Origin of the sequence: Methanosarcina mazei S-6 (assembly GCF_000970205.1) — an archaeon.
In the GTDB taxonomy this organism is placed as follows: Archaea; Halobacteriota; Methanosarcinia; order Methanosarcinales; family Methanosarcinaceae; genus Methanosarcina; species Methanosarcina mazei.
The window spans coordinates 2,331,458-2,353,554 of the sequence record NZ_CP009512.1 but is presented as its reverse complement, the minus strand read 5'-3'; the positions used below and the strand labels follow the sequence as shown (position 1 = coordinate 2,353,554).

General features: G+C 40.6%; 19 protein-coding genes. 10 read left to right on the top strand and 9 right to left on the bottom strand.

The genetic code is table 11. The features are described from left to right. Positions 1-102: 102 nt before the first annotated feature. The 6 genes from MSMAS_RS10055 to MSMAS_RS10030 form a co-directional block, all read right to left on the bottom strand. Positions 103-1,050 carry a caspase family protein gene (locus MSMAS_RS10055; RefSeq protein ID WP_048040265.1) on the bottom strand — a complete coding sequence of 316 codons (948 nt, stop codon included), beginning with the start codon at positions 1,048-1,050 and terminating at the stop codon, positions 103-105. A gap of 187 nt (positions 1,051-1,237) precedes the next feature. Next, positions 1,238-2,614, bottom strand: coding sequence for a TRAFs-binding domain-containing protein (locus MSMAS_RS10050; protein WP_048040266.1), 1,377 nt, complete (start codon positions 2,612-2,614; stop codon positions 1,238-1,240). Positions 2,615-2,914: 300 nt separating this feature from the next. Then, a complete protein-coding gene (locus MSMAS_RS10045) occupies positions 2,915-3,733 on the bottom strand; it encodes a hypothetical protein (RefSeq protein WP_048040268.1) in 819 nt (272 codons plus the stop codon). A 317-nt stretch (positions 3,734-4,050) separates the two neighbouring features. Beyond that, positions 4,051-4,437 (bottom strand): SET domain-containing protein, encoded by a 387-nt coding sequence (locus tag MSMAS_RS10040; RefSeq protein WP_048038184.1) that lies wholly within the window; start codon positions 4,435-4,437, stop codon positions 4,051-4,053. Positions 4,438-4,738: 301 nt separating this feature from the next. Then, positions 4,739-6,079, bottom strand: coding sequence for an APC family permease (locus MSMAS_RS10035; protein ID WP_048039250.1), 1,341 nt, complete (start codon positions 6,077-6,079; stop codon positions 4,739-4,741). 141 nt (positions 6,080-6,220) lie between these two features. Beyond that, positions 6,221-7,570, bottom strand: coding sequence for an APC family permease (locus MSMAS_RS10030; RefSeq protein ID WP_048038187.1), 1,350 nt, complete (start codon positions 7,568-7,570; stop codon positions 6,221-6,223). Positions 7,571-8,179: 609 nt separating this feature from the next. Between MSMAS_RS10030 and MSMAS_RS10025 the strand changes: the two genes are divergently transcribed. Then, a complete protein-coding gene (locus MSMAS_RS10025; protein WP_015412847.1) occupies positions 8,180-8,413 on the top strand; it encodes a hypothetical protein in 234 nt (77 codons plus the stop codon). A 327-nt stretch (positions 8,414-8,740) separates the two neighbouring features. Here MSMAS_RS10025 and MSMAS_RS10020 read toward each other — a convergent pair whose 3' ends face one another. Then, complete coding sequence (locus MSMAS_RS10020) at positions 8,741-9,382, bottom strand: hypothetical protein (RefSeq protein ID WP_011034755.1); 642 nt, start codon at positions 9,380-9,382, stop codon at positions 8,741-8,743. Between the two features lie 423 nt (positions 9,383-9,805). Between MSMAS_RS10020 and MSMAS_RS10015 the strand changes: the two genes are divergently transcribed. Next, positions 9,806-10,618, top strand: coding sequence for a sulfite exporter TauE/SafE family protein (locus tag MSMAS_RS10015; protein ID WP_011034756.1), 813 nt, complete (start codon positions 9,806-9,808; stop codon positions 10,616-10,618). Between the two features lie 88 nt (positions 10,619-10,706). On the opposite strand, the gene MSMAS_RS10010 is transcribed toward MSMAS_RS10015, so the two are convergent. Continuing rightward, the gene (locus MSMAS_RS10010; RefSeq protein WP_048038190.1) at positions 10,707-11,876 is read right to left on the bottom strand and encodes an ABC transporter permease; all 1,170 of its coding nucleotides are present in this window, start codon (positions 11,874-11,876) and stop codon (positions 10,707-10,709) included. Positions 11,877-12,398: 522 nt separating this feature from the next. On the opposite strand from MSMAS_RS10010, the gene MSMAS_RS10005 reads away from it, so the two are divergent. Both MSMAS_RS10005 and MSMAS_RS10000 read left to right on the top strand, forming a co-directional pair. Next, the gene (locus MSMAS_RS10005; protein ID WP_011034758.1) at positions 12,399-12,884 is read left to right on the top strand and encodes a MarR family winged helix-turn-helix transcriptional regulator; all 486 of its coding nucleotides are present in this window, start codon (positions 12,399-12,401) and stop codon (positions 12,882-12,884) included. 130 nt (positions 12,885-13,014) lie between these two features. Beyond that, positions 13,015-15,411, top strand: coding sequence for a hydrophobe/amphiphile efflux-3 (HAE3) family transporter (locus MSMAS_RS10000; protein ID WP_080503078.1), 2,397 nt, complete (start codon positions 13,015-13,017; stop codon positions 15,409-15,411). A gap of 208 nt (positions 15,412-15,619) precedes the next feature. Here the strand turns inward: MSMAS_RS10000 and MSMAS_RS18845 are convergent, their stop codons facing one another. Further along, on the bottom strand, positions 15,620-15,760 hold the full coding sequence (locus MSMAS_RS18845) for a hypothetical protein (RefSeq protein ID WP_155395367.1): 141 nt from the start codon (positions 15,758-15,760) through the stop codon (positions 15,620-15,622). A gap of 443 nt (positions 15,761-16,203) precedes the next feature. On the opposite strand from MSMAS_RS18845, the gene MSMAS_RS09995 reads away from it, so the two are divergent. From MSMAS_RS09995 to MSMAS_RS09970, 6 genes are all read left to right on the top strand, one after another. Beyond that, positions 16,204-16,680: a MarR family winged helix-turn-helix transcriptional regulator gene (locus MSMAS_RS09995; protein WP_011034760.1), complete on the top strand. Its 477-nt coding sequence runs from the start codon at positions 16,204-16,206 to the stop codon at positions 16,678-16,680. 144 nt (positions 16,681-16,824) lie between these two features. Then, positions 16,825-17,184 carry a TrmB family transcriptional regulator gene (locus MSMAS_RS09990; RefSeq protein ID WP_048046530.1) on the top strand — a complete coding sequence of 120 codons (360 nt, stop codon included), beginning with the start codon at positions 16,825-16,827 and terminating at the stop codon, positions 17,182-17,184. A gap of 453 nt (positions 17,185-17,637) precedes the next feature. Next, positions 17,638-18,690 (top strand): AI-2E family transporter, encoded by a 1,053-nt coding sequence (locus MSMAS_RS09985; protein WP_048046529.1) that lies wholly within the window; start codon positions 17,638-17,640, stop codon positions 18,688-18,690. Positions 18,691-18,975: 285 nt separating this feature from the next. Continuing rightward, positions 18,976-19,740, top strand: coding sequence for an ABC transporter ATP-binding protein (locus MSMAS_RS09980; RefSeq protein ID WP_048043316.1), 765 nt, complete (start codon positions 18,976-18,978; stop codon positions 19,738-19,740). 50 nt (positions 19,741-19,790) lie between these two features. Next, on the top strand, positions 19,791-21,206 hold the full coding sequence (locus MSMAS_RS09975) for a hypothetical protein (RefSeq protein ID WP_048046978.1): 1,416 nt from the start codon (positions 19,791-19,793) through the stop codon (positions 21,204-21,206). Positions 21,207-21,415: 209 nt separating this feature from the next. Continuing rightward, positions 21,416-21,841 (top strand): potassium channel family protein, encoded by a 426-nt coding sequence (locus tag MSMAS_RS09970; RefSeq protein WP_226987616.1) that lies wholly within the window; start codon positions 21,416-21,418, stop codon positions 21,839-21,841. The last annotated feature ends 256 nt before the right edge of the window (positions 21,842-22,097 follow it).

Below are 22,097 nucleotides of genomic sequence, written 5' to 3'. Positions count from 1 at the left end.
AATCTGAAGGAGTAAGACGATCATCTCATATTAAGTGAGTAAATAACCCAGCCTGATTGCTGGACAATAAAGATTTGAGCATTAATTCTTGCCCAAATGAAATTATAGTTTGTTTTGTTTGACTAATCTCCAATAGTGATATCCTAAAGCTGTCAACTTACAAGATTTTGAATTCATTGCAGCATAATACATATGCTCCTCATCCACAGGTTTTACAAGACCTTCAGATTCAAAATCTTGTAAATCCTTGAATATTTCACATTTAAAAGCAATAGCCTTCTCTGAGGTAGGTTCATAAGAAGGATCCAATTTAAATTCATTTTCAGGCTTTGGGAAGTATTTGGGAATTCGTCTCAGCTTTTCAAGTGGTATTTTTGGATTTATGCTTCTGATTGGTACAAATCTGGAAACATTTGTTTTGAAAATAGGCCTTTGTGCCCAGGCACCAAGAGCAGAATCTATGTAAGCATATATACTTCCAGCTGTGATATGTCCCCGAATATCTGCAGCTCCCCCTTGAAGTGCATCTATTAATAATGAAGTGAATACTCCATGGCCACCTATTTCATCTGCAGACTCGATGTCACGACTAGCTGTAATTACTGTCAACTCATCGCATAAATTGGAAATACTTGAGTTTCCAAGATTTGATTCCGCAAAGGAGCCCGCATGACAACAATCTAAGATAATGATTTTACTTCTAGCTCTTGAGTTTATTGCAAGCCCAAGGATTTCGCTCATAGGTATTTCTTCATTATGTGTTTTAAAATCTGATGTAATAATATACCCACCTGTAGATTTTAACAAACCATGACCCGCGTAATAAAATAACGCAACATCACTATGTGTTTCAAAAAGTTCATCAATTAACCTTCTTGTTGTGGGAATATCCTGCCTGTCTGAAGGATTTGTAATTAATCTAACATCAAAATTGGGGGATCCATCTTCATTTTTTTTCAGCAGACTGGCTACACATACAGCGTCATTTACACAGCCCTCTAATGGATCGTATGGATAATTATCGATTCCTATAACCAATGCCTTTCTCATGATTCCATCACCTTATGCCCAGTCCCTTATTGCACCAACTATCGACTCAGTGTCCCGTTTTACAATCCTATCAACATGCTTTTTTACAATTCTCGATGTTCTTTCTGATCCCCAAGTTCAACAGCAATTATAGATCTTCCGAAGTACTCTGCAATTTCAAGCTCTTTGTCAATCCACTTACTTTAAATCATATACATTTCTCGAATTCTTTGATAATCTCTTGAAGCTTTTCTATATTATGACCTTGGCAAATACGAGCCTGTTTTAACATTCTAAGATTGTCTGATGTGGACTTTAGCATCCATGATTCTTTTGCTTTGTCTAGAACTTTTGGTAAAACGTTTACTGCAGAAACCCAATCACAGCTTATACAATTAAGTTCGAGTACCGTAGCAAGATCCCAGTAGTTATTGGAACTGGCACCACCACGGCGAGCCACTGCAAAACTTACGAGCGGAGCTAGCTGTTCCGCCTTTTTCAAAGCTTCTTTATCGCCTTTCTCGATAAGTAGTGTAATAGCACTTATGCCCGGATAGTAATCACGAGGATCTGAATTGAAGCCCTCAACATAAGTAGAGATTGATTCGTCCAGGGCAGCTAAAGCTATAATGCTCCCCTTCTCTTTTGCTTCACGGTAGCGGTCCTTGTGTATGCGCCCTAATATACCAAGAGTCTCGGGATCGGGACCATATTCTTTCATAACCTCTGTGAGAAGTGAAACAGCTTTATCCCTATCTCCCGGTTTGTTTCGTCGATTTAGTGAAAAGGCCCACTGCTGACGTACAAAGATATTATTTTTTAAATAATCCGGAAAAGCTTCGCATAGATCCGTCATTTTGTTCCAGGCTTCCACACTGCGAAAAGAGAGCATCAGATCTAAGAGTATACTAGCTTGAGTTCCTTTCAGATCACCTAAATCTTCTTGAATCTCTAGAAGGGCCACACATCGTTCCTGATTAGATGGTTTTAATTTGGCCCTGTCAAGACGTTCATGGAATTCTTTGTCGTGGCTAACTCGTTCTCTAAAAGAGTATGTTACTTCATATGGCAGCTTGATAGCTGGAAATTTCGGGATCAATTCAAATAGTGGGCTGTCATTTGCTTGAGGACCGTTGATCGCTTGTTGAATACGTTTCATAAGTTCAGATTTTAGATTTTCAGCTGCCTCTTTTGATAAAATACCGTTTTTTAGGTTATAACCAATTGACCTAATCATGTCCACGTCAAAAGGTAAAGGATGTATTTTGGCGTAAATGGGCACTGTAGTAAATGGTTTGACGGCGTGACGGATTCCCAGTTCATAAAATACATTCGGATTGGAAAGAGTTAAATCAGCCACCACATATTCGGAAAGTAATAGTCTGGCAAACATTGTAGTATGAATTATCCCCCCGGTTAGCTCTTCATCACCACGCAGTGGCTCCAGTCCCGCTTCCTCAATTGCTGGTTTTATGGCCAATTCGTATATTTTGTCAAAATCGATTTCAGTTCCAGTTGCCAAATCAGTTTTCTTGCCATAGGGCATAGCAACGAAACATATTGATTTGTAATTATTTCCGCTCATTAATTCACCCAGTCCAATAATTCCCTATGAAGGCAATATCTTCAATTTGCGAGTAGCGTCAGAGTTAAGAAATCAGCACTCAAAAATTACATTGGAAGCAAATGAGTCTTTTTTTATAAGGATGTAATACTTATGATTAAGATAAATAGACAGACCATTTTATACATACCCATGTTTGATTTTGGTTATAGCATGCTTAGAAATAAGCCAAGTTTATCCAGTCGAATACCCCATCCGCTTGCTGTGGAGATAGCATCGAAGATGAAAGAATCCGGTAATTAAAGAAAAAATTGCTTCACATCAAGCGATTCTGGAAACAAGCATATAAACAAAAGCACTTAAAACCAGCCTGATTAAAGAAAAAACAACTGAAATCATTGAAAACGCAAGCATATAAATATTCAGAACCAGGATCCTCATAAAAAAGCCGGAAAAATCGGCATTGAGAAGCAGGGCAAAGGCATTTACAAGTAAAATGAAGAAAAAGATAGTAATCAGGCCTCTCCCTGCTCCTTTAAGGTCTTCTTTGCTCAGAGCTATGTGGGAGGAAATCGCAATTGCAAGAGCAAAATAAATCAAAAAACCGGGGGAAGCCAGATTTTCTGCAGTAAAAATGCTTTTAAAAAGCTGGATTGTCAGCATGAAAATATCCGCTAACGTCTGTGAATCGGGCTGTCCGGGTTCAAAAGAAAAATAATTTGAAAACGTGGAAAAGGAATCAGGAAGGAAAAGGTACATTCCAAGGATAAGGGCTGCGGTTCCGCTGAATATGGGACCCATGCCTATGAAAAAGTTCCCTATATTCTGATAAAGGCTTTTTGAGTTCCAGCTGTGGTTGACGTATCCCAGTACTCCATCCCTGGGTTTCAGGGTAAATAGTTTGAATTCACTTACTTTGTGCTTGAAAATATAGCACATGAGAAGGTGGCCTGATTCATGAATCGGAGTGCCTATCCAGGATGTGAGCATAATTCCTTTCATGCCGAAAATACTCTGGATATAAAAGTTGGCTCTGTGCTCAAGTATCCCAAGGAGTATGCCTGTGAGGATCAGAGCACCTGTGACACAGAAAGTTTCTAACAGACTGAGTTTTAGGGCATCGAAAAGTATATTTCCCATTTTTAAATTCCCTTATTATTTTAAATCCCCTTATTATTTTAAATCCTCTTATTATTTTAAATCCTTTTGTCTATTTTTTAATAAAGTTTGATTATCTATATTTATTCGATCATCTCTAATTCATTCATAGAAAAACCCGGATAGGTTCTTTAAATGTAGCTATGGAATAAAAATACTACAGAAAGTCAAATTAAAACTAAAAATTAAAATTAAAAATTAAAATTAAAAAATGTTGAAATCATACTATTCTATGATGCCATACTATTCTATGATGCCATACTATTCTATGGTACCATAATAATTTATGATACAAAAAATCAGTTCTGGCTTGCAACATCAAACCAGACCGGGGTTTTGTCTTCAGGGTCACAGTTATAGTTTATGGTAATTTCCTCATCTTTCTTTATATCTTTTATACAGACGTATTTTAAAAGGCCGTTGTTGAAGTCTTTCTGGTATTTTGCGTTTGGGGTGTAGGAATGGTTGTAAAGGGACCCGTAGCCCAAAGCAATCGCTGCTGCTGTTGAATCGGCTCCCCATGCGAAGTAATAATTGTAGAGCCGGGTAAGCTCAAGAGTATTTACTTCTTCAGGGGGAAGAACGATGACCGGACAGGTTTCTATCAATTCACCTTTTTTAAGATCTCTCTGTGCAAATACGCCTCTACCTTTTCCTGGTGCGTCTTTAACACTTATCAATGACATTTGATCAGGCTCCTGCACGTATTGTAAACTGCCTGGAACTATTGCATTATTTTCAGAAGTCAACTCATTTATAATTTTCTGTCAGAAGATTTTCATGCCAAAGTTTTTGTAAATTTTTGCAGGCGTTCCAAAAATATTGCAGCCCTTTTAGAAGTCCATACTAACATTTTTGAAACCGCTGAATTTTTAGATAGCGAAGACCGAAGAGACGGCAGAGACAGCAGAAACAGTAGAAACAGTAGAAACAGTAGAAACAGTAGAAACAGTAGAAACAGTAGAAACAGTAGAAACAGTAGAATTACTATTGTTCCTGATGCCGGGTAAGGCAGGGTATTTCCTGGGTTTCTTCCCGAATTACGTGTTCCTTTCTGGAGGAAATGGTTTTTTCGGAATTTTTTCTCCCGAGAAATCTCCAGTATCCAAGCCCTATCAAAAAGACAGGGTAAATGATTTTCCACGTAAAACCTGAGACCAGAAAACTAAGAGACAGGAGTGCGAGAACCGAAAAAACCCATTTCTGCCAGCCAGATTCTGTTTTCCAGTAGGCGATAATGATAAAGGCATAGAGGAAGACGAAGTTCTGGTTTACGAGCAGCATCATGGCTGACACAGGGATTTTGAAAACGTAAGTTCCGAGGATGAGTAAAATTGACAGGACATACAGCCCCACAAGGCTGGATACGGGGATATTCTTCCCTGAAAGCTTGCCAAAAACATCAGGGAAGGCACCTGTCCTGCCCCCGGCATAAAGAAGGCGGCTTGCAGTAAAGTTCCACGAACAGGCGTTTGCTGCAATTACTATCACCATGAGCCATATGAGATGGCTTCCACCGGGAGTAAAAAGGACAAGTCCTGAAAGACCCGCAGCCCCTTCCAGGGGGACACCTGAGGCGCTTGCTCCTGTACTTATGAGAGCCAGGACAATATAAATCGAGGTTACAAGTGCAAAACTCAACCAGTAAAGTAAAGGCACGTTTTTCTCGGGTTCTTTAATCTCCCCGAGGGAAAAAGAAAGGTTTTCCCAGCCAATGAATGCCCAGAAAAGAAGTGCTGAGACTTTCCAGACATTGTTAAGGTCTATTTTTTCACTGCCCCTGAAAACTTCACCTGCAAGCTCGAGTCCCGAACCCAGGAAATCAAGGTTAAAAACTATGAGAAGTCCCGTAAGCAGAAATAAAACAGCCAGAGCCGCATAGTTGATCATGGATACTGCTTTCATTCCTGCCAGGTTTGAGATAAACATTAATGTTACAAGAAGGACTGCAAACAGGGCTACTCCTGTCTCTGTCAGGCTGAATAGCTGCTTCATGTATTCGCTGCCGATAAGAGCAACAGCAGGAAGCCCGAAAAAGAAAGAACCGCCTACAAGATACGAGACTGCATACCCTCCCCAGGGACCCACGGCTTCTTCGGCATACCCTGCAAGTCCTGCAGTTGAAGGGAATTTCAGGCCCAGGCGGGCGCAGATCTGTATAAGAGGTACTGCAATAAGGGCAATCAGGAACCAGCCAAGAATCGCTTCATGAGCGCTGCCGGCATCGAGCGCAAGACCGGGAAGTGCCAGAATGCCTGTCCCGATAAGCATGCAGATTGCAAGTCCCAGTCCCCTCCTGAGCGTGATTGTTTTTTCCAGTTTTCTCATTTTTCCTCTTACATGTGTCCGGTAAAGTTCCAGCAAATATTATTAACGAATATTTATCAGCAAATATATTTTGTGCTACTTATATATATTCGCCACTACAGGTTAAGTAGAAATTGATTTAAAGGTTCGGTTTTGCAGACCTTAATAAGCCGTATAAGCTGCTTTTTCTTCCTTTTCTTTCTTCTTTGCGTTTTTCCTGACAAAACCGTAATACCCGATTCCTGTAAGAGCAACAGAATACAGAATTTTCCAGGTAAAGCCCGAGACAAGGAAGGAAATGGAAAGGAAGGAAAAACCCGAATACACCCAGCGCCTCCAGCCGGTTTCTGTCTTCCAGTAAGAGAGCAGAATAAAGCCGTAAAGGAAGAGGAAATTCTGGTTCACAAGCATGAGCAGGGAAGAAACTGAAATATCGAACACACAGGTTATCAGAAGCACCAGCACAAAAGCAATATACATGCTCAAGATGCTTGCCATGGGCTGTCCCCGTTTTGAAATTTTACCCAGAAAAGCCGGAAGTACTTCTTCCTTTCCTGATGCGTAGACAAGACGGCTTGAAGCAAAATTCCAGCAGGTCACATTGGCAATGATAACTACGCCCATCAGCCAGATAAGCAAATTTCCCGGAGGCGTAAATTTAACCAGCTCCACAAGCCCGGAAGCCCCGCTAAGGGGAATTCCGTCAGCATCTGCTCCTATACTTGTGGCTGCAAGCATCAGGTAAATAAAAATTGTCAACCCGAAGCTTAGCCAGAAAACCCGCTTAACATTTTTTTCGGGATTCTGTAGTTCTCCCAGCCCAAATGACATATTCTCCCAGCCCAGAAAAGCCCAGAAAAGCAGGGCAGAAATTTTCCAGACATTATAAGGGTCAGGAAAATGGACAGGACTATCGGAGCCGGAAATTCCCAAAACCATGCCTGTAATTCCTGATATGCCTTCAAATAGAGCATTTATTGAAAAAACCAGCCCCGAGGAAAAGAAATTGAAGTTATAGAAAGTAAGTGCTGCAATCAGGAACAAAAGTATGACTACCGCTGCGTAGTTGAAAAATGAAACAAGCCTGACTCCGGCAACCGTTATAAGAGTCATGGCTGTGATAATGAGAAAAGCCAGCAGATGCACTCCATAATCAGACAGGCCAAAGATATGCTGAAGATACTCTCCGCCAATGAGGGCAACAGCCGGTTCTCCAAGGATGAAGGAACCACAGACGAGAGCGGTTACTGCATATCCTCCCCATTCTCCTACAGCCTCACGGGCATAATGAAAAAGTCCCCCTGAATATGGGAATTTCTTTCCAAGTTCTGCACAGATCTGAATAAGAGGCATTGCAGCCAGGATAATCAGGAGCCAGCCGAAAACTACTTCCTGAACCGTTCCCGCATCGGCGACCAGACCGGGCAGTCCGAGGAGTCCCGAACCTATGACCATAAGAATTGCAAGGACCACACCTCGCCCCAGAGTTACTGTTTTTTTCAGTTCTGTCATGATTTTTATCCTTCAAGTTTAAGGATTCATACTTATCAACAGGTTTTACCGGCGGCTATGGGAATATGAAGTAAAGGTGAAGAGATAGAAAAAACTTTCAGCCCTATAACCTTTGCGTTTTTTAGGCTGCAGGTATTCTATTTGAGACCTGCATAAAGGTAAAATATCTAATAAGCCCGGAGATATCATTCCCAAGCAGGAATCTCACTTAAAAAATAATGTAAAATTTCAGGCCAGTTTTTCTGGCGATCTTACTATAAAGAGAATAAAAGTTGAAAAAAGGTGTTGAAAGCTGAAAACAGGAAGAAAAACCTTAAAAAAGCATTAAAAGTAATAAAGTAGACCTGGATTATGGCTGTCTATCTCCTTTTTTATTCTTTTTATCTCAATTCTTCTGGATTATCAATTAATCTATATGTTATTTTTATCTAGGTATCAATCCATCTATATATTATTTTTTTATTCGGGTTATCTGGAAGAACTCCACTCCGGTTAAATAGAGGAGAAATATAACACAGGCAAAAAATTAATAAAGAAATATAACAATACATTAAAAATAAATTTAATAATTTGCACTACAAGAGAATTCGAAGTCATGGAGACCCCCACATGAAGCGAAAATTCCAATCAGGTAATGATTATCTCGTTCTGTATGACTGCGGCACTGCCTTTTTGCGATACGGGAATTCTTCTCCTGTTAAATGCGATTATTACGAATGTGGAGACTTTATAACTATCAGACTGGGAGGGGACACAATGCAGATGAGGATAGAAGAAGGAGGCATCAGTTCGTTTACAGGAGATAGATGGGAGGAAATTTATCCTTTTGATATTGCAGCCTGAACTCACTATTTTTAGTTCGGCGTGGAAGTAAATATCAAAAATGGAATAAATCCAATAGACTATTAAAATAATAATGTGACGTATTGTAGTATATTATATTATATTATATTATATTATATTGTAGTCTATTATAGTCTATTATAGTCTATTATAGTCTATTATAGTATATTATAGTATATTGTAGCATATTACAATATATTTTATAATATATTATACTGATATAGATAAAAGGGAATTTTAAAAAAATTTGAAATAGAAGATAGAAACAGGGTTTTTAAAACCCTGAAAAACTACTTTTAACTGTTATTTTCATATCCATCTTCTGTTTTAATCTTTTTCTATGCAGATAAGTTCCCGTGCATAAGGAAGATTTTCTTTCATCCAGTCACAGAACTCTCTCCACTCATCAAGCTTGTGGTGGCGGCGCTGGAAATAAATGTTCCTGAGTTCGGCATAGTTTGTTATGACTGTCCTCTTCTGCATGTAAGCGCTCGGAAGGTCCTGAACAAGCTCCCTGAAAACTGCTTTCCGGTAAGCATTGTCCTCCTCGCTGTCTCCTTCACGCGATTTGTAGGCCTTGATAAGGTCATTCAGGTGTCTTATCTGTGTGTTCCTGTATTCGGTCATCTCATCAAAAGAAAAATCATGAGGAGCAAGGTCCCTGCTTGTAAGCTTATGCATTGTTGAGGTTGAATTCTTTTCCGTAAACTTGTATGTATCAAACTCTTTCCACCAGTAAAGGGGAGCTGTGAGGTCAAAACAGACCGTAATGAACCGGAGAAACTTGCCGTGCTCGTTTCCTGCGAGAGTCAGACGCTGGGCAAGGTTAAGGTCTTTTTCCCCGATTGTGCAGTTCCCTGCCTGATCAGGCTCGCTGCTGTCCATAAGGTGCCAGGAATTCATGGGGTTCCGCATTCCAAGAATCGCATAATAAAGGTTGTATGTACCGTGTAAATCTATTTTTATCATAAAAGCGCCTCTTTAACCCGGTTTTCGTAGAATTATAAAGCCGGTATGGTTAACTGATTATGGTAAACGTTTGTAAACCTGCTTCTGGATAATAACTTACAATTCATTTTAAATATCTGTTGCGCAGAAAAAAAGACTTTTCATGGGTAAATTATTTAAGAGAAACAGTCACCCTCTTAACCCATGATTTATCCCTTCAAGTATGACTTCTCTGCAAGCTCCGGGTTTTTCCGTCTAACGATAAGCGGCAGTACTGTATATTTCCAGTACGATACTATTAACTCAAATAAGCTGCAAATCCCATGTAAAAAGAGACCTGAAACCTGTTCTTAATCCGAGTTATTTCTTAATTAAAGGAATGTCCTTAACCTGAGAACTGTCCTTATATCCCGAAAATAGAATACTGAAAATCAGGATATTAAAATGACTTCTGTAGAGCCTCTTTATATTGTAACCCTCTTTCTCACAGGCGCATTTACAGGTGTGATTTCAGGCTTGCTGGGAGTAGGAGGGGGTTTTATTATGTTCCCGGTCCAGTACTGGCTTTTGCAGGAAAACGGGCTTCATCCTGACATTGCCATAAGGATAGCTCTCGGAACAAGCCTTTTTGTAATCCTGTTAAATTCCATCAGTGTAACTCTGAAGTACCAGCGGAAGAAGGCTGTGCTATGGAGGCAGGCAACTCTTATGGGAATTTTCGGGTCGGTTGCCAGTTTCGGGGGTTCGGCTGTAGCCTCTTATCTTCCTGCATCCGTACTGAGCACAACCTTTGGTATTGTGGTCATTATCGGAGCGGTCAGGACCTATAAAACACCTGCTGCAAAAGAAACAGAAGAGATAAGCACCAGAAAACTCTCTTACATCTTTGCCGGTATCCTCATAGGCTTTTTTTCCGGGCTTCTCGGAATAGGAGGAGGAGTAATTGGAATCCCCATTATGTTGATTTTCCTGCATTTTGACATGTTGAAAGCTGTAGGGACTTCGGCTGCGGTAATAATGTTCACATCCTTTGGAGGCTCACTTGGATACATAATCCACGGATGGGGCCAGCCTGGACTTCCGCCTTATTCCCTTGGATATATAAATCTTCTTAACTGGGTTCTGCTGGCAATTCCCGGTTTTTTTGCGGCAAGAAAAGGGGCAGATATAGCTCATATCGTAAATCCCGAGTACCTGAAGCATCTTTTTGTACTTCTCATGATCTACGTGGGGCTGGAAATGATAGGAATTCTCTGACGAATCAGGCCATTTCAGAACTTAAATTGTTGAGGATTATAATCTCTCCTGTTCAGGGACTCTCGATAGCTTTCATAATCTCTCTTTTTCAGGCGCTTTCAATAGCTTTTACAGGGTCGAGTTTTGAGGCTTTGCGCGCAGGATAAATCCCTGAGAGGATGTTGACGATGAAAGCAAAGAAAGCGGCATATACAAAATTGAGTGCTTCTACTTCAAGGGGCAGGGTCTGAAGCCCGAAATACATCTCCTGAGGGACCTCTATTTTATAGTTCTGAAGCGCAACAATTGTAATATAACCCAGAACCGTGCCGAGGACCAGGCCTATGGCTCCGAGAACCAGTGACTGGAAAATAAATATCACCATTATGCTTTTTTGCGAGGCTCCCATAGCTTTCAGGATTCCTATTTCCCTTGTCCTCTGGGCAACAATGGTAATAAGGGTGTTTGCAATCCCAAAGCCTGCAATCCCGTAAATGAGGAGGTAAAAAATATTTACAAAAACCATCTGGGTTTCCAGAAGCCCGAGGATTTCGGCGTTTGCTTCACTCCAGCTTACTGCATTCAGCCCGGTTTCCCTCTCAATCGAAGATGCGATAACGTTTGCCTGGTAAGGATCTGCAACCCTTACCCCTATGGTGCTTACTACTCCGGGTTCATTGAAAAAGTCCTGTACTGAATCCAGTCTTGCATAGGCTATGGTTTCATCTGCAGCAGTACCGGTATGAACCAGGCCTACCACCTTAAAGGAAGTTGTCTGCGATCCTGGAAAAACAACGTCCACCCTATCCCCTATATGGACCTCAAGATTTTCCGCAAGCCTGTCACCGAGAAGGATTCCGTACTTCGTATGGACAAGGGTCAGGAGGTCTCCTTCTATAACGTCTTTATTTACCCTCATAACGTTCTCTTCGGATTCAGGGTTAACTCCCTGAAGTGAAACACCTTCGGCATTGTCCCGATATTCAAGCGCAGCCTGGCCCAGGTATTTGGGGGATACGGCTATAACCCCTTCTTTTTTAGCAATTAAAGCTGAGGTGTACCTGTAAAGATGGATGAACTCTTCTCCCTCATCCTGAGGACTGATAACGATATGGGGGTTATTTTCGATGCTTGACCTTACAAGCTCGTCCTGAAAACCTGAAAGCATTGCCATCATCACTGTGATAACGGCAACTGCCAGAGCAACGGCAAGTATAGCAAAAAGGGTCTGCTTTTTTCTGGATAATATCTGCCTTAAAGCAATTTTCAGTTCATACATCTGGATAAACTCCCTTATCTTACCAGACTGCCAGGTTTTCAGGAACATCATACCTGCAAAGTTTCAGGCAAGTTCAACCTTCTCAGCATTTCACTTTTAAGATTCCGACTTCAGGGACTTTAAGTGATTAGATTTTTTCGGATATTCGGGGCTCCATAAATTTCGAATAATCAAACAATGAAAAGTATCTGATTTTCCAGGCATTCCTGAAATTTACACTTCTGTATTCATTTTTAGAGGGCTAATATAAATCTGTTTCTGGCAACGGGAAAAAAGCACAATATTTCAGGTGCAACTATACTCTCATCACCTTACTTTTCCCAATGTTTGATAATGAGGAGCATTTCTTCCAAAAATGCAGGCAAATTTTGCTGATGGATATTTTTAAATAGTATTGAATCGTCTCGATTACTACATTTTTGATGAATTTTCATCAATCCAAATACGAACTATCTTCCTACTATAATCAAATTTCACCTGCCGGTATATTATTAACTCCTGCTTTAGGACCCTGGAGGAAAAATGGACCCCGAAAGAATTAAGAAGATAAGGTTGATGGACCTTGAATTCCGGGCACTTCACAGCAAATTGTTTGAAGAAATGTTTTTTAAAAAAATAGCTGCATCCAAAAACGCCGAACTTAAAGAACTCAGCAAAAATCAACCTGCTGCCCTCATGATAATCGGGCTGGAAAAGGAAATTATGCCCTCAACTATAGGGATATATATGGGCATGGACCGCAGCAGCCTTTCAAGGATGGTGGATTCTCTTGAAGAAAAAGGGTTTGTCCGGAGAAATAACGACCCTGAAGACCGCAGGAAAGTCCTCGTTTCCCTGACTGAAAAAGGGGAAAAGTGTTCCGAAATACTGAATAAAATAAGCGAGGAGATGTCTGTGGAGCTCCTGGGGTTAGCTGGGGAGCAGGACTTCCGGGATTTTGAAAATAGCCTTGAAACAATGCTTCGAGTTTTGAGGAAAATTGATTCCTCAATATCAAATGGTAAATAATATCAAGTGCAGTAAAACCCGAATCCCGGATAAAATATACTGTAATCCGTAACAAACCTGACTGAAAAACATACCTAAGTGAAAAACAGCCTCCTCAGGGGGATTTCTTATAAAAAACGTTTTTGAAAAAATGGGATTTTTTATTCTGAATAACCGTAAGGTTACAATGGCCCTTGTATTTTTGCTGATCCTTCTTTCCCTGCAGGGTGCCCAGTATATTGAAATGGCATCTGGAACCGAGACCCAGGTATCAAAAGATTCGCAGCTATACAAGGACTATGACCATCTTTTCCTGAAAACTTTCAGCACGGATAGCATCATATTGATGGTTGAGGGAAATGATGTGGGTACCCGGGCTATCATGAAAGCTGCCGACCTTCTCGAGCAGCAGGTCCTTATTGTTCCCGGAGTCACCACAGTTTCAAGTCCTGCTTCCATTATAAAGCAAATTAATTATGCAGAGTCGGGGAGGTTAAAGATTCCGGATTCTGACCGTGAAATCCGGGAAATGATGGAGAGATACCCGGAGTATTTCAAAAACCTGGTAATTGATAAAACCCATGCGCTCATAATTATTCAGATAGAAGGGGACAGCACAAACCAGCAGCAGGAAGACATGATCAATAACATAGAACTCGCGCTGGAAGGAGCTGAATTTCCTCCTGGCTATAAATTGACTCTTACAGGCAAGCCTTCCCTGATGCTTGACATTCAAAGTGAGATGGGGACCAGTATGGGCACTCTTCTGGGAATTGCCGGGATACTTATGGTGGTCGTACTTTTACTTGTGTTCAGGAATGTCAGGTGGGGACTGCTTCCGCTCCCTGTTGTATTGTTAGGAGTCCTTTTTACTTTCGGGGTCATGGGGTATCTCGGAGTGCCTATGACAATGGTTTCAATGGCAGCTTTTCCAGTATTGATAGGCATTGGAATCGACTATTCTATTCAGTTCCACAACAGGATGGAAGAGGAGATCCGGGCAGGAAAAACTTCTTCTCAGGCTCTTGTATCTACGGTCAAGAACACAGCACCTGCAGTGTTGATAGCTCTTGTAATGACAGCTCTCGGTTTTATCTCTCTATTTACTTCTGTTGTCCCTATGATCCAGGACTTTGGAAAACTCCTGCTCATAGGTGTAATCATGTGTTACATTTCTTCACTCTTTTTCGGGCTGATTACCCTTTACAGTTTTGACTGGATCTCTCGAAAGAATCCGTATGGATTATTTATGAAGAAATTAAAAAAGAGCAAAGCGGACGATAGTGAAGATCACGGGTTAGAATCAGACTCCAAAAATTCTGAATATTCTGGATATGGTTCTATTTCCGTCACTGGAGAGCGTGAACCTGGAATAATTGAAAAAATCCTGAGAAAAATCACTGGTCTTACGCTCAAATATTCTACACTGGTCCTTATATTTGCCCTTTTTACCTGCTGTGCAGGGCTTTATGTTGACCAGTCAATTCCCATCCAGACAGACACCAATTCCTTTATCCCTCAGGACATGCCTTCCCTGATCAATTATAAAAACATGCAGAATATATTATCGGGGTCTGGGGACCACCTGAATGTTATCCTGAGAGTAAAAGATACAAGTGATCCGGAGTTGCTGAGGTGGATAGATGAGTTTTGCCGGCACGAGGTTGAAAACAGAGGGCATGTTCATAGTGCCTCAAGCATTGTAGATCTCGTAAAAGAACGAAACAGCGGGATAATTCCCGAGACTTCGGAGGAAATTCAGGCGATATATGACGAAATCCCCGCAAGCCAGAAACAGCAATACATAGAAGGAGGTCAGCTGCTTCATATCGACCTCGATATAGGAAACGCAATGGCAGACCTTGAAGTTGCAGGAATTAAAGAGCTCAGGGATATTATCCTGCAGGATATACAATGGTTGCAGCCGCCTCCCGGAGTTTCGGTTACGGTTACGGGAAACTCTGTAGTTATTATTGATATGCTTGCCGGGCTCACAACAGGCAGAAGTCAGATGACTTTACTAGGTGTTTTCCTGGTATTTGTGGGTCTCCTGGTTGTTTACAGGAACATCGTAAAGGCTCTTTCTCCCATTATCCCGATGCTGGTGGTAATCGGATGGTCAGGCCTTGTCATGGAAGGGCTTGGAATTGCCTATAACCCAATGACTGCAGTTATGGGTGCGCTGATTCTTGGAGTGGGCTCTGAATATGCGATCCTTATGATGGAACGTTATTTTGAAGAAAAGAATGCTGGAATGAGCCCTGTGGAAGCTATTTTCCAGGCTTCTTCCACCACTGGCACTGCCCTTATCGCTTCGGGAGCCACAACAGTTTTCGGGTTTGCAGCCCTTATATTTTCACCTTTCCCCATGATAAGTAATTTCGGACTGGTGACTGTCATAGATGTCCTCCTGGCACTGGTTGTAACCTTCGTTATTTTCCCACCCCTGATAGTCCTCATGGACAGCCAGGGAGGAAAAAAGCCCGGAATACTGGAGAAAATTGGGGTTTTCATGAAAAACCTGAGGGCAAAATATTCAGTTACCTGAATGGCACGGGTCGGATAAACTCACCGCCCGGAGAAGAAAAGAGCATGAAATCAGACTTATTCGCTGCCCTGTGAACTTATCCCTGTGAACTTATCCCTGTGAACTTATGAATCGAGACCTGAGTGCCGGATAAGTCGTGATTCAAGCTCTTTTTTCTCGCCTGAGTCCTGTATCGGGAAGAAGGAGTCCTGTTTGCCCGAATTCTGCTTCAGGGGAACGGGGTCCTTTCCGGCAGATTTGCGGCTCTACAGTACTCTTTCCTTTTCGGCAGATTTGCGTCTCTGCAGTCCGCTGTCCTTTTCGGCAGATTTGCGTCTCTGCAGTCCGCTGTCCTTTTCGCTTCGCTCAAGAGGACTAACATGTCTAATTTGTGGTTTAGAATATTTGGTTCGTTCGCTCAGGAGGACGAACTGAATACTTATTGTAGTGAACTTCATTGAAGGTTCCGGATTTTTCTATCATTCTTTCGACTCTGGATGTTACCAGACAGGCCTGTGAGGGTGCTATATAAATCAAGTCCTGAGCAGGTTCAGGAATTAAGGTTGGTTTTATATTGTGTTCAATTTTCAGGTTTGCCTTTTAAGACCGGATCGATAATGTCGAAATACTTATATAGTATCTAATATTAGTTGATTTATCAACTGTATGATTATCAATTATATGATTTTGTATAATTGTAAATTCAATTTATTCGTGGAGATTTGTTTATTCATGGTAGTTTGTTATAGTCCCGGAAGTTACAGGTTATTTTTCATGGGGATTGGCCAGGTACGCTAAAAAGGAATGGTAAAAATGGATGAGGCAATACTGAGTAAGATAATTCTGTTATCAGTGGAAAGGGACGCTCTTGCTAACCTGATTTTTGAGCAGACCTTTCAGAAAAAAACAGCAGGCAAGTTCAGGGAACTGAGCAAGAACCAGCCCATTGTAATTAAGATCATGGGAATTGAAGGAGAAATTATGCCCTCCACTCTTGGAAAGTATACAGGAATGGATAAGAGCAGTTTAACAAGGATGGTTGACGACCTGGAAAAGAAGGGGATCGTTTTCAGAAAAACCGACACCAATGACAGGAGAAAAGTGCTTGTTTCTTTGACTGAAAAAGGGCTTGACTATTATAATGACTTAAGCCAGATTACCACTGAAATATCTGAAGAGTTGCTTCAGTTTGTCGATGATGAGGACATTGAGAGTTATATGGAAAGCCTTGAGACCATGGTAAGAATCCTGGGAAAAATAGAAGCAAGCAGAGCTGCCGGCTTAAGGTGACAGTATAGTAGATGGAGAGTTTAATAAATAATATTCTTTAAAGACAGCAAAATTCTTGAGGGAATTTAAGAGGTAATAGAATCGCTGGATAATGAAATTTTCAGTTAGATCAGATCCCGGAACATTAAGAAGGAGGAAACCTGAATGACTCTTAAGCTTATTGAGAACCTTCAGAAATTGGGTTTTACCGGCAACGAAGCCAAGGTTTATTCGAGTCTTGTCTGCCTGAAACAGGCAAAGGCAAGTGAAATTGCCGAAAATGCGGGAGTTCCGAGACCCAAGATATATGGAACTCTCAGAACGATGGAGAAAAAAGGTTATGTCAGAATAATCGAAGGTGAACCAACCATTTTTTGCTGCATCCAGCCAGAAGAGCTCATTTTAAGGTTAAAGTCGGATTTTTTGCTCTTTTTAAGGGAAACTGCCAGTGAATTGAATTCCCTGACTCCCGGAAACAGTGATTTCGTTTCTGAAGGTTTTTATAGAGAAAGGATTAAGGTCTGATAAAATAGAAGTCTGGTAAAATAGAAGTCTGATAAATAAGAATGATTGAAATTTGGAATGTCTGAACAAAAGAATGATTGAAAAAATGAAAGGCGAATAATTTCTTTTTACAAATCTATCTCTTTCTACAGATTTATCTCTTTTTACAGATTTATCTTTTTTTACAGAGCTTTTTCCAGAGCTTTTTCCAGTACATGAGTACGACTTCTGATCTTCCTCTTTTCTATATATCTGTAGACTCGAAGGAATTACTCTTTGACTTAAAAAATGCCATTCTTTAACTCAAAAAATTATAAAGAGACCATTCTTTAACTCAATGAATTATTTAAAGAGACTGTTCTTTAACTCAAAGGAACTACTATTTATATTTTCAGAGAGCTATCTGGAAACTAAAAATCTTAGATTCATAAATAGTTTAATAATATCCGGATAGAAATTTAAAGGTAGGAACGCATGCCTCTCAGCACCAACAGGAACATATGGCAGTTTCTGGCATTGACAACCATACTTTTTGTCTTATTTTTCGCAATTCTCTTCTATTTTGAAGACATTTTCATAGTTCTTATTGCAGGAGCAATCCTTATCCTGATTGTGGAAAAAGTGATAGAGATATTCAACAGGTGCATGGACAGGTTTCCGAACTGCAACAGAAAAACAGTTGGCTTGATCCTGCTTACAGGTTCGGGGCTTCTGGTCCTGTTTTTCCTCAGCAGCCAGGTTCAGGGCATTGGAGCCCTTATAGGGGACATAGGCAACATACAGCAGGACTATGCAAGCGGAGCCTCAGCCCTTTTTACCGAGCACGAGTCCGAGCTTTCAAAGCTTGCAGATTCCGGCCTTATAAAACCTGAAGACCTGCAAAAGATAGGAAACACCATCTTTTCCGGGATTACGGATCTAGTTTCAAAAGTTTCTTACTATTTCCTTACCGGAGTGCTGGTAATCCCTCTAATGTTTGGCATGTATTTCAAGCACCATAACAAGATAGGGGATTATATTCATGCTTATGCCCCTCCCGAACATGCAGATGGAATTCTCAGGGCTTTAGAAAGCATTGGCCGTGAGCTGGAGGATTTTTTCAGTGCTAAAATGCTTGAGTCGGCTATCATAGGTCTTATTTGCTGTATCGGATTTTATCTCGGAGGTCTTGATGGGTGGCTTTTTCTGGGCATTCTGGCAGGTTTTCTGAATATTATTCCTTATATCGGTCCTATCCTGGGAGCAATCCCTCCGGTTATTATAGGCTATATCGACAGCCCGATGACAGCCCTTTTTGCAGTAATAACCGTCGTCATTGCCCAGACTATTGATAACCTCTACCTCATTCCTTTCATGATCTCAGAAAAAGTAAATATTAACCCTCTCTTAAGTGTGATCCTGACCCTTGCAGCGTCCAAACTTTTAGGTCCTCTCGGAATGGTACTCGCAATCCCGATATATATTATCTATAAAATAATTGTGAAAGAGTCCTATATAGAACTAATTAATATATACAATAAAGATTAATTCTCTTATATTCCCTTTATTTTTTATTTTCTTTCTTTTTATTCCCTTTCTCTTTTATTCCCTTTCTCTTTTATTCTCTTTCTCTTTTATTTTTCAGAGGCTATATTCTTTCTGAATTAAGAGCCTTATATTTTAAGACTTCATGATCTCATAGTTATAAAAGCCAAATTATTTTTCACATTACCTATTATATATCTTAAAACAGAAAGGCTTAAAAATATATAAAGAGTATTTGTAAAAAGATATTTGACTTAAGGAAAATCACAGCTTAAAGGAGCCTGAAATATGATTGAAGTAAAGGGTCTCTCCAAGTTCTACGGGCAAACACAGGCAGTAGACGGTGTTGACCTTTCTATAGGAAAAGGTGAGCTTTTTGGCCTTCTTGGTCCAAACGGCTCCGGAAAAACGACCATGATTAAAATGCTTACAGGGCAGATAAAGCCGACCTCGGGCACTCTGAGGGTTCACGGAATAAATGTACTCGAAGACCCTCTTAGAGTCAGGGAGCTTGTGGGCGTTATTCCTGAACAGGAAACTCCTCCAAGTTTTCTAACCGCGGAAGAGTATCTTCATTTCGTTGCAAAAATCCGGAAAATGGAACACTATGAAGAAGCCTGCAGTAAATGGTTTGATTTCTTTGACTTTGCAGACCAGAAAGACTCTTTATGCAAAGACCTTTCACGAGGCACAAGGCAGAAACTTATGTTTGCCCAGGCTTTTCTGCATGAGCCAGAACTTGCCATTATCGATGAGCCTCTTATCAATCTCGACCCTGTAATGCAGAAGAAGGTCAAGGACTTCCTGAAGGGTTATGTGAATAATGGAGGTACGATCTTCATTTCCACTCATATTCTTGAAATTGCAAAAGAGATCTGCACAAGCATAGGGGTAATTTACAGAGGAAAACTGGTCTATACAGGCCGCCTTGACGATCCCGAACTTCAGAAAAGGAATTTTGAAGGCTTCTTCCTTGATCTTGTTAGCAGACGGAAAGAAATTTCAAACGATATTATGCAAAAACCTACAACAGAAGTTCCTCTCCCGGTCTGAGAGCAGGTGTAAAAACAGTAATTATGAAAACAACGATCTGCAGGGATTTTATGTTTGACATTTTCAAAAACATGGTCAAAGAAGAATGGAGGATGCACTCAAGCCTTTTCGGGCATAGAGGTTTTGCCCTCTTTCCGGTCTTTATTTTTTTATTTACATTTTTTGTAAGCCTTGTCCTGCCTGTTTTCAGGGAAATAGTTACCGATACCCAGATAGCTTTAGGAATACATTACTTTTTCCTGCTTCTAGGGTGTATGATCGGTGCTTTCGGGCTCATGAGCCGCGAATTCATGAACCGACGCTTCGGGCAGGCAAGCCTGATCGCATATTCTTCACGCGTGCTTCCGGTTTCTGAAAGATTTATCTTTGCTAATTTTCTTGGAAAAGATATAGTATATTATTTTGTTCTCTATATTCTGCCTTTTGTTGCAGGTTTTTCTCTTGCTGCAGAATTTGTCCCTGCTGGGATATTCAGTATTCCTTCAGTTCTTCTGACGCTTGTTCTGACCCTTTCCCTTTCTTTTGTGATTGGTATTTCTACAGTTTTCTTCCTGTCCACAGTTTACGCTCATTCAGGAAAGATCTCACTTTTCTGCCTCTTCATTGCTTCCATTCTCCTGCTCCACATATCCGGAAACATGAACCAGAATGTCCTTTACAGCCTTCCAAGCCTCTCCTTTTTCCTTGACCCTTCAGTAAGCAAGCTCCTGCACTCCGGCATCCTGATTCTTGTCCCTTCAGCCCTGTCAATAATTTTCCTTAAAATCGATTTTCCACAGTCTCAAAAGAGTTTTTCAAACTCTTTTTCAAAACTATGCAGGCTTCTGGGTTCATACAGATATGCAGCCTTTGTTGCAAAAGATTCCCTTGACCTTAAAAGGAGTGAAGGAGGGCTCGGAAAAGTAATTTTCTCTTTTGTATTGCCTCTTACGCTTGTATGGATACTCCTGTCCGCTCTGGGAAGAGTAATGCCTGCTTTAAGTACACTTACAATCTTTGCTCTGGTGCTGGGTGTGCTTTCATCTTCAATGTATAACTGGCTTACCGAGTATGATATTTTTGCTTCTTACGCCTTTCTCCCCCTGAAAGTATCTGACATGATAAAGAGCAAACTGAACAGCTATCTTTTCCTCAACCTCATTCCGCTGGCAATCCTTACACTGCTTGCCCTTAAAAACGAACCAGGGTCCCTTATCCCATCAATGCTGCTTTTTCTTACGATTTCACTTTATATGGTTGCAGTACTCGTTTACCTTACCGGGCTTTCCCCGTCCACTAATCTCTACAACGCAAAGACCTTTGCCCTTTATACGCTTTCGGTCGTGCCTTTACTGATGCTTAACATAGTTCTTTCCATGTTTGGCCCTTATTATTCTCTTGTGGATCTGCTGCTGGTTCCTTTTGCCCTTTACCTCCTTGGGAAAGGTTTTGAGAAATGGGACGGTAATAATTGCCAGTGCTTTTAAGAACTTTCAGTTTCTGGGAGCCTGTATTTACTCCTGTACATGGAGTAATCACAGGTTAACCCTTCTCATAGATGTCTTTTTAAGCCTTGGAGAGAGAAGTAATAGGGAAAAACCCTTCAGAATTCTCTGATTCGTAGCATGAGAAAAGGATAAAGCAAGATCGACAGCTGTGGGGGATATAGGTTACGATACCGTTTCTTTTTACAATAATGATGTTTTTAAATACAGTAAAAACGCTGCTTAAGGATCCAAAATTCCGATCCCTTCTGTACCTTACTACACTGACGCTTGCTTCAGGTACTTTTTTCTATCATTCTGTTGAGGGCTGGAGCTGGCTTGATTCTTTCTATTTTTCGGTAATAACACTGGCAACTGTAGGATACGGGGATTTTACGCCTCAAACAGACCTGGGTAAGATTTTTACTGTAATCTATATTTTTCTGGGACTGGGGATACTTGTTGGCTTTGTCACTCCGATTGGGGAATATTTAATAGATAAAAGAATGGAAAATATCGATAAGAAGATGCGAGAAAAAGAGAATTCTCAGATTAAAAATCAAAAGAACCCCGAAACTGAATATCAAACCAGAATTAATTTATCTGGAATAATCGGGAAGTTAAAAGGAAAAAAGTAAAGCCTATCCATTCCAGACTTTCTCCTGTGACCCTGTGTTTTATCTTATTCTCAACCATCTTTATTCTCAACCAGTTTTTCTGGAATTCTGGAATTAAGTTACTTTCAGATACTGTATAGTTATTGTAAATTGATTATGGTTACAGGCTCCGTAATTTGATTATGGTCACGGGCTCAATTCTAGTTGATAGTTGATTTACATAATAGTTTTTTGAATAAGTTAACATTCTGGTTCAAAACTTATATATTTATTTAAA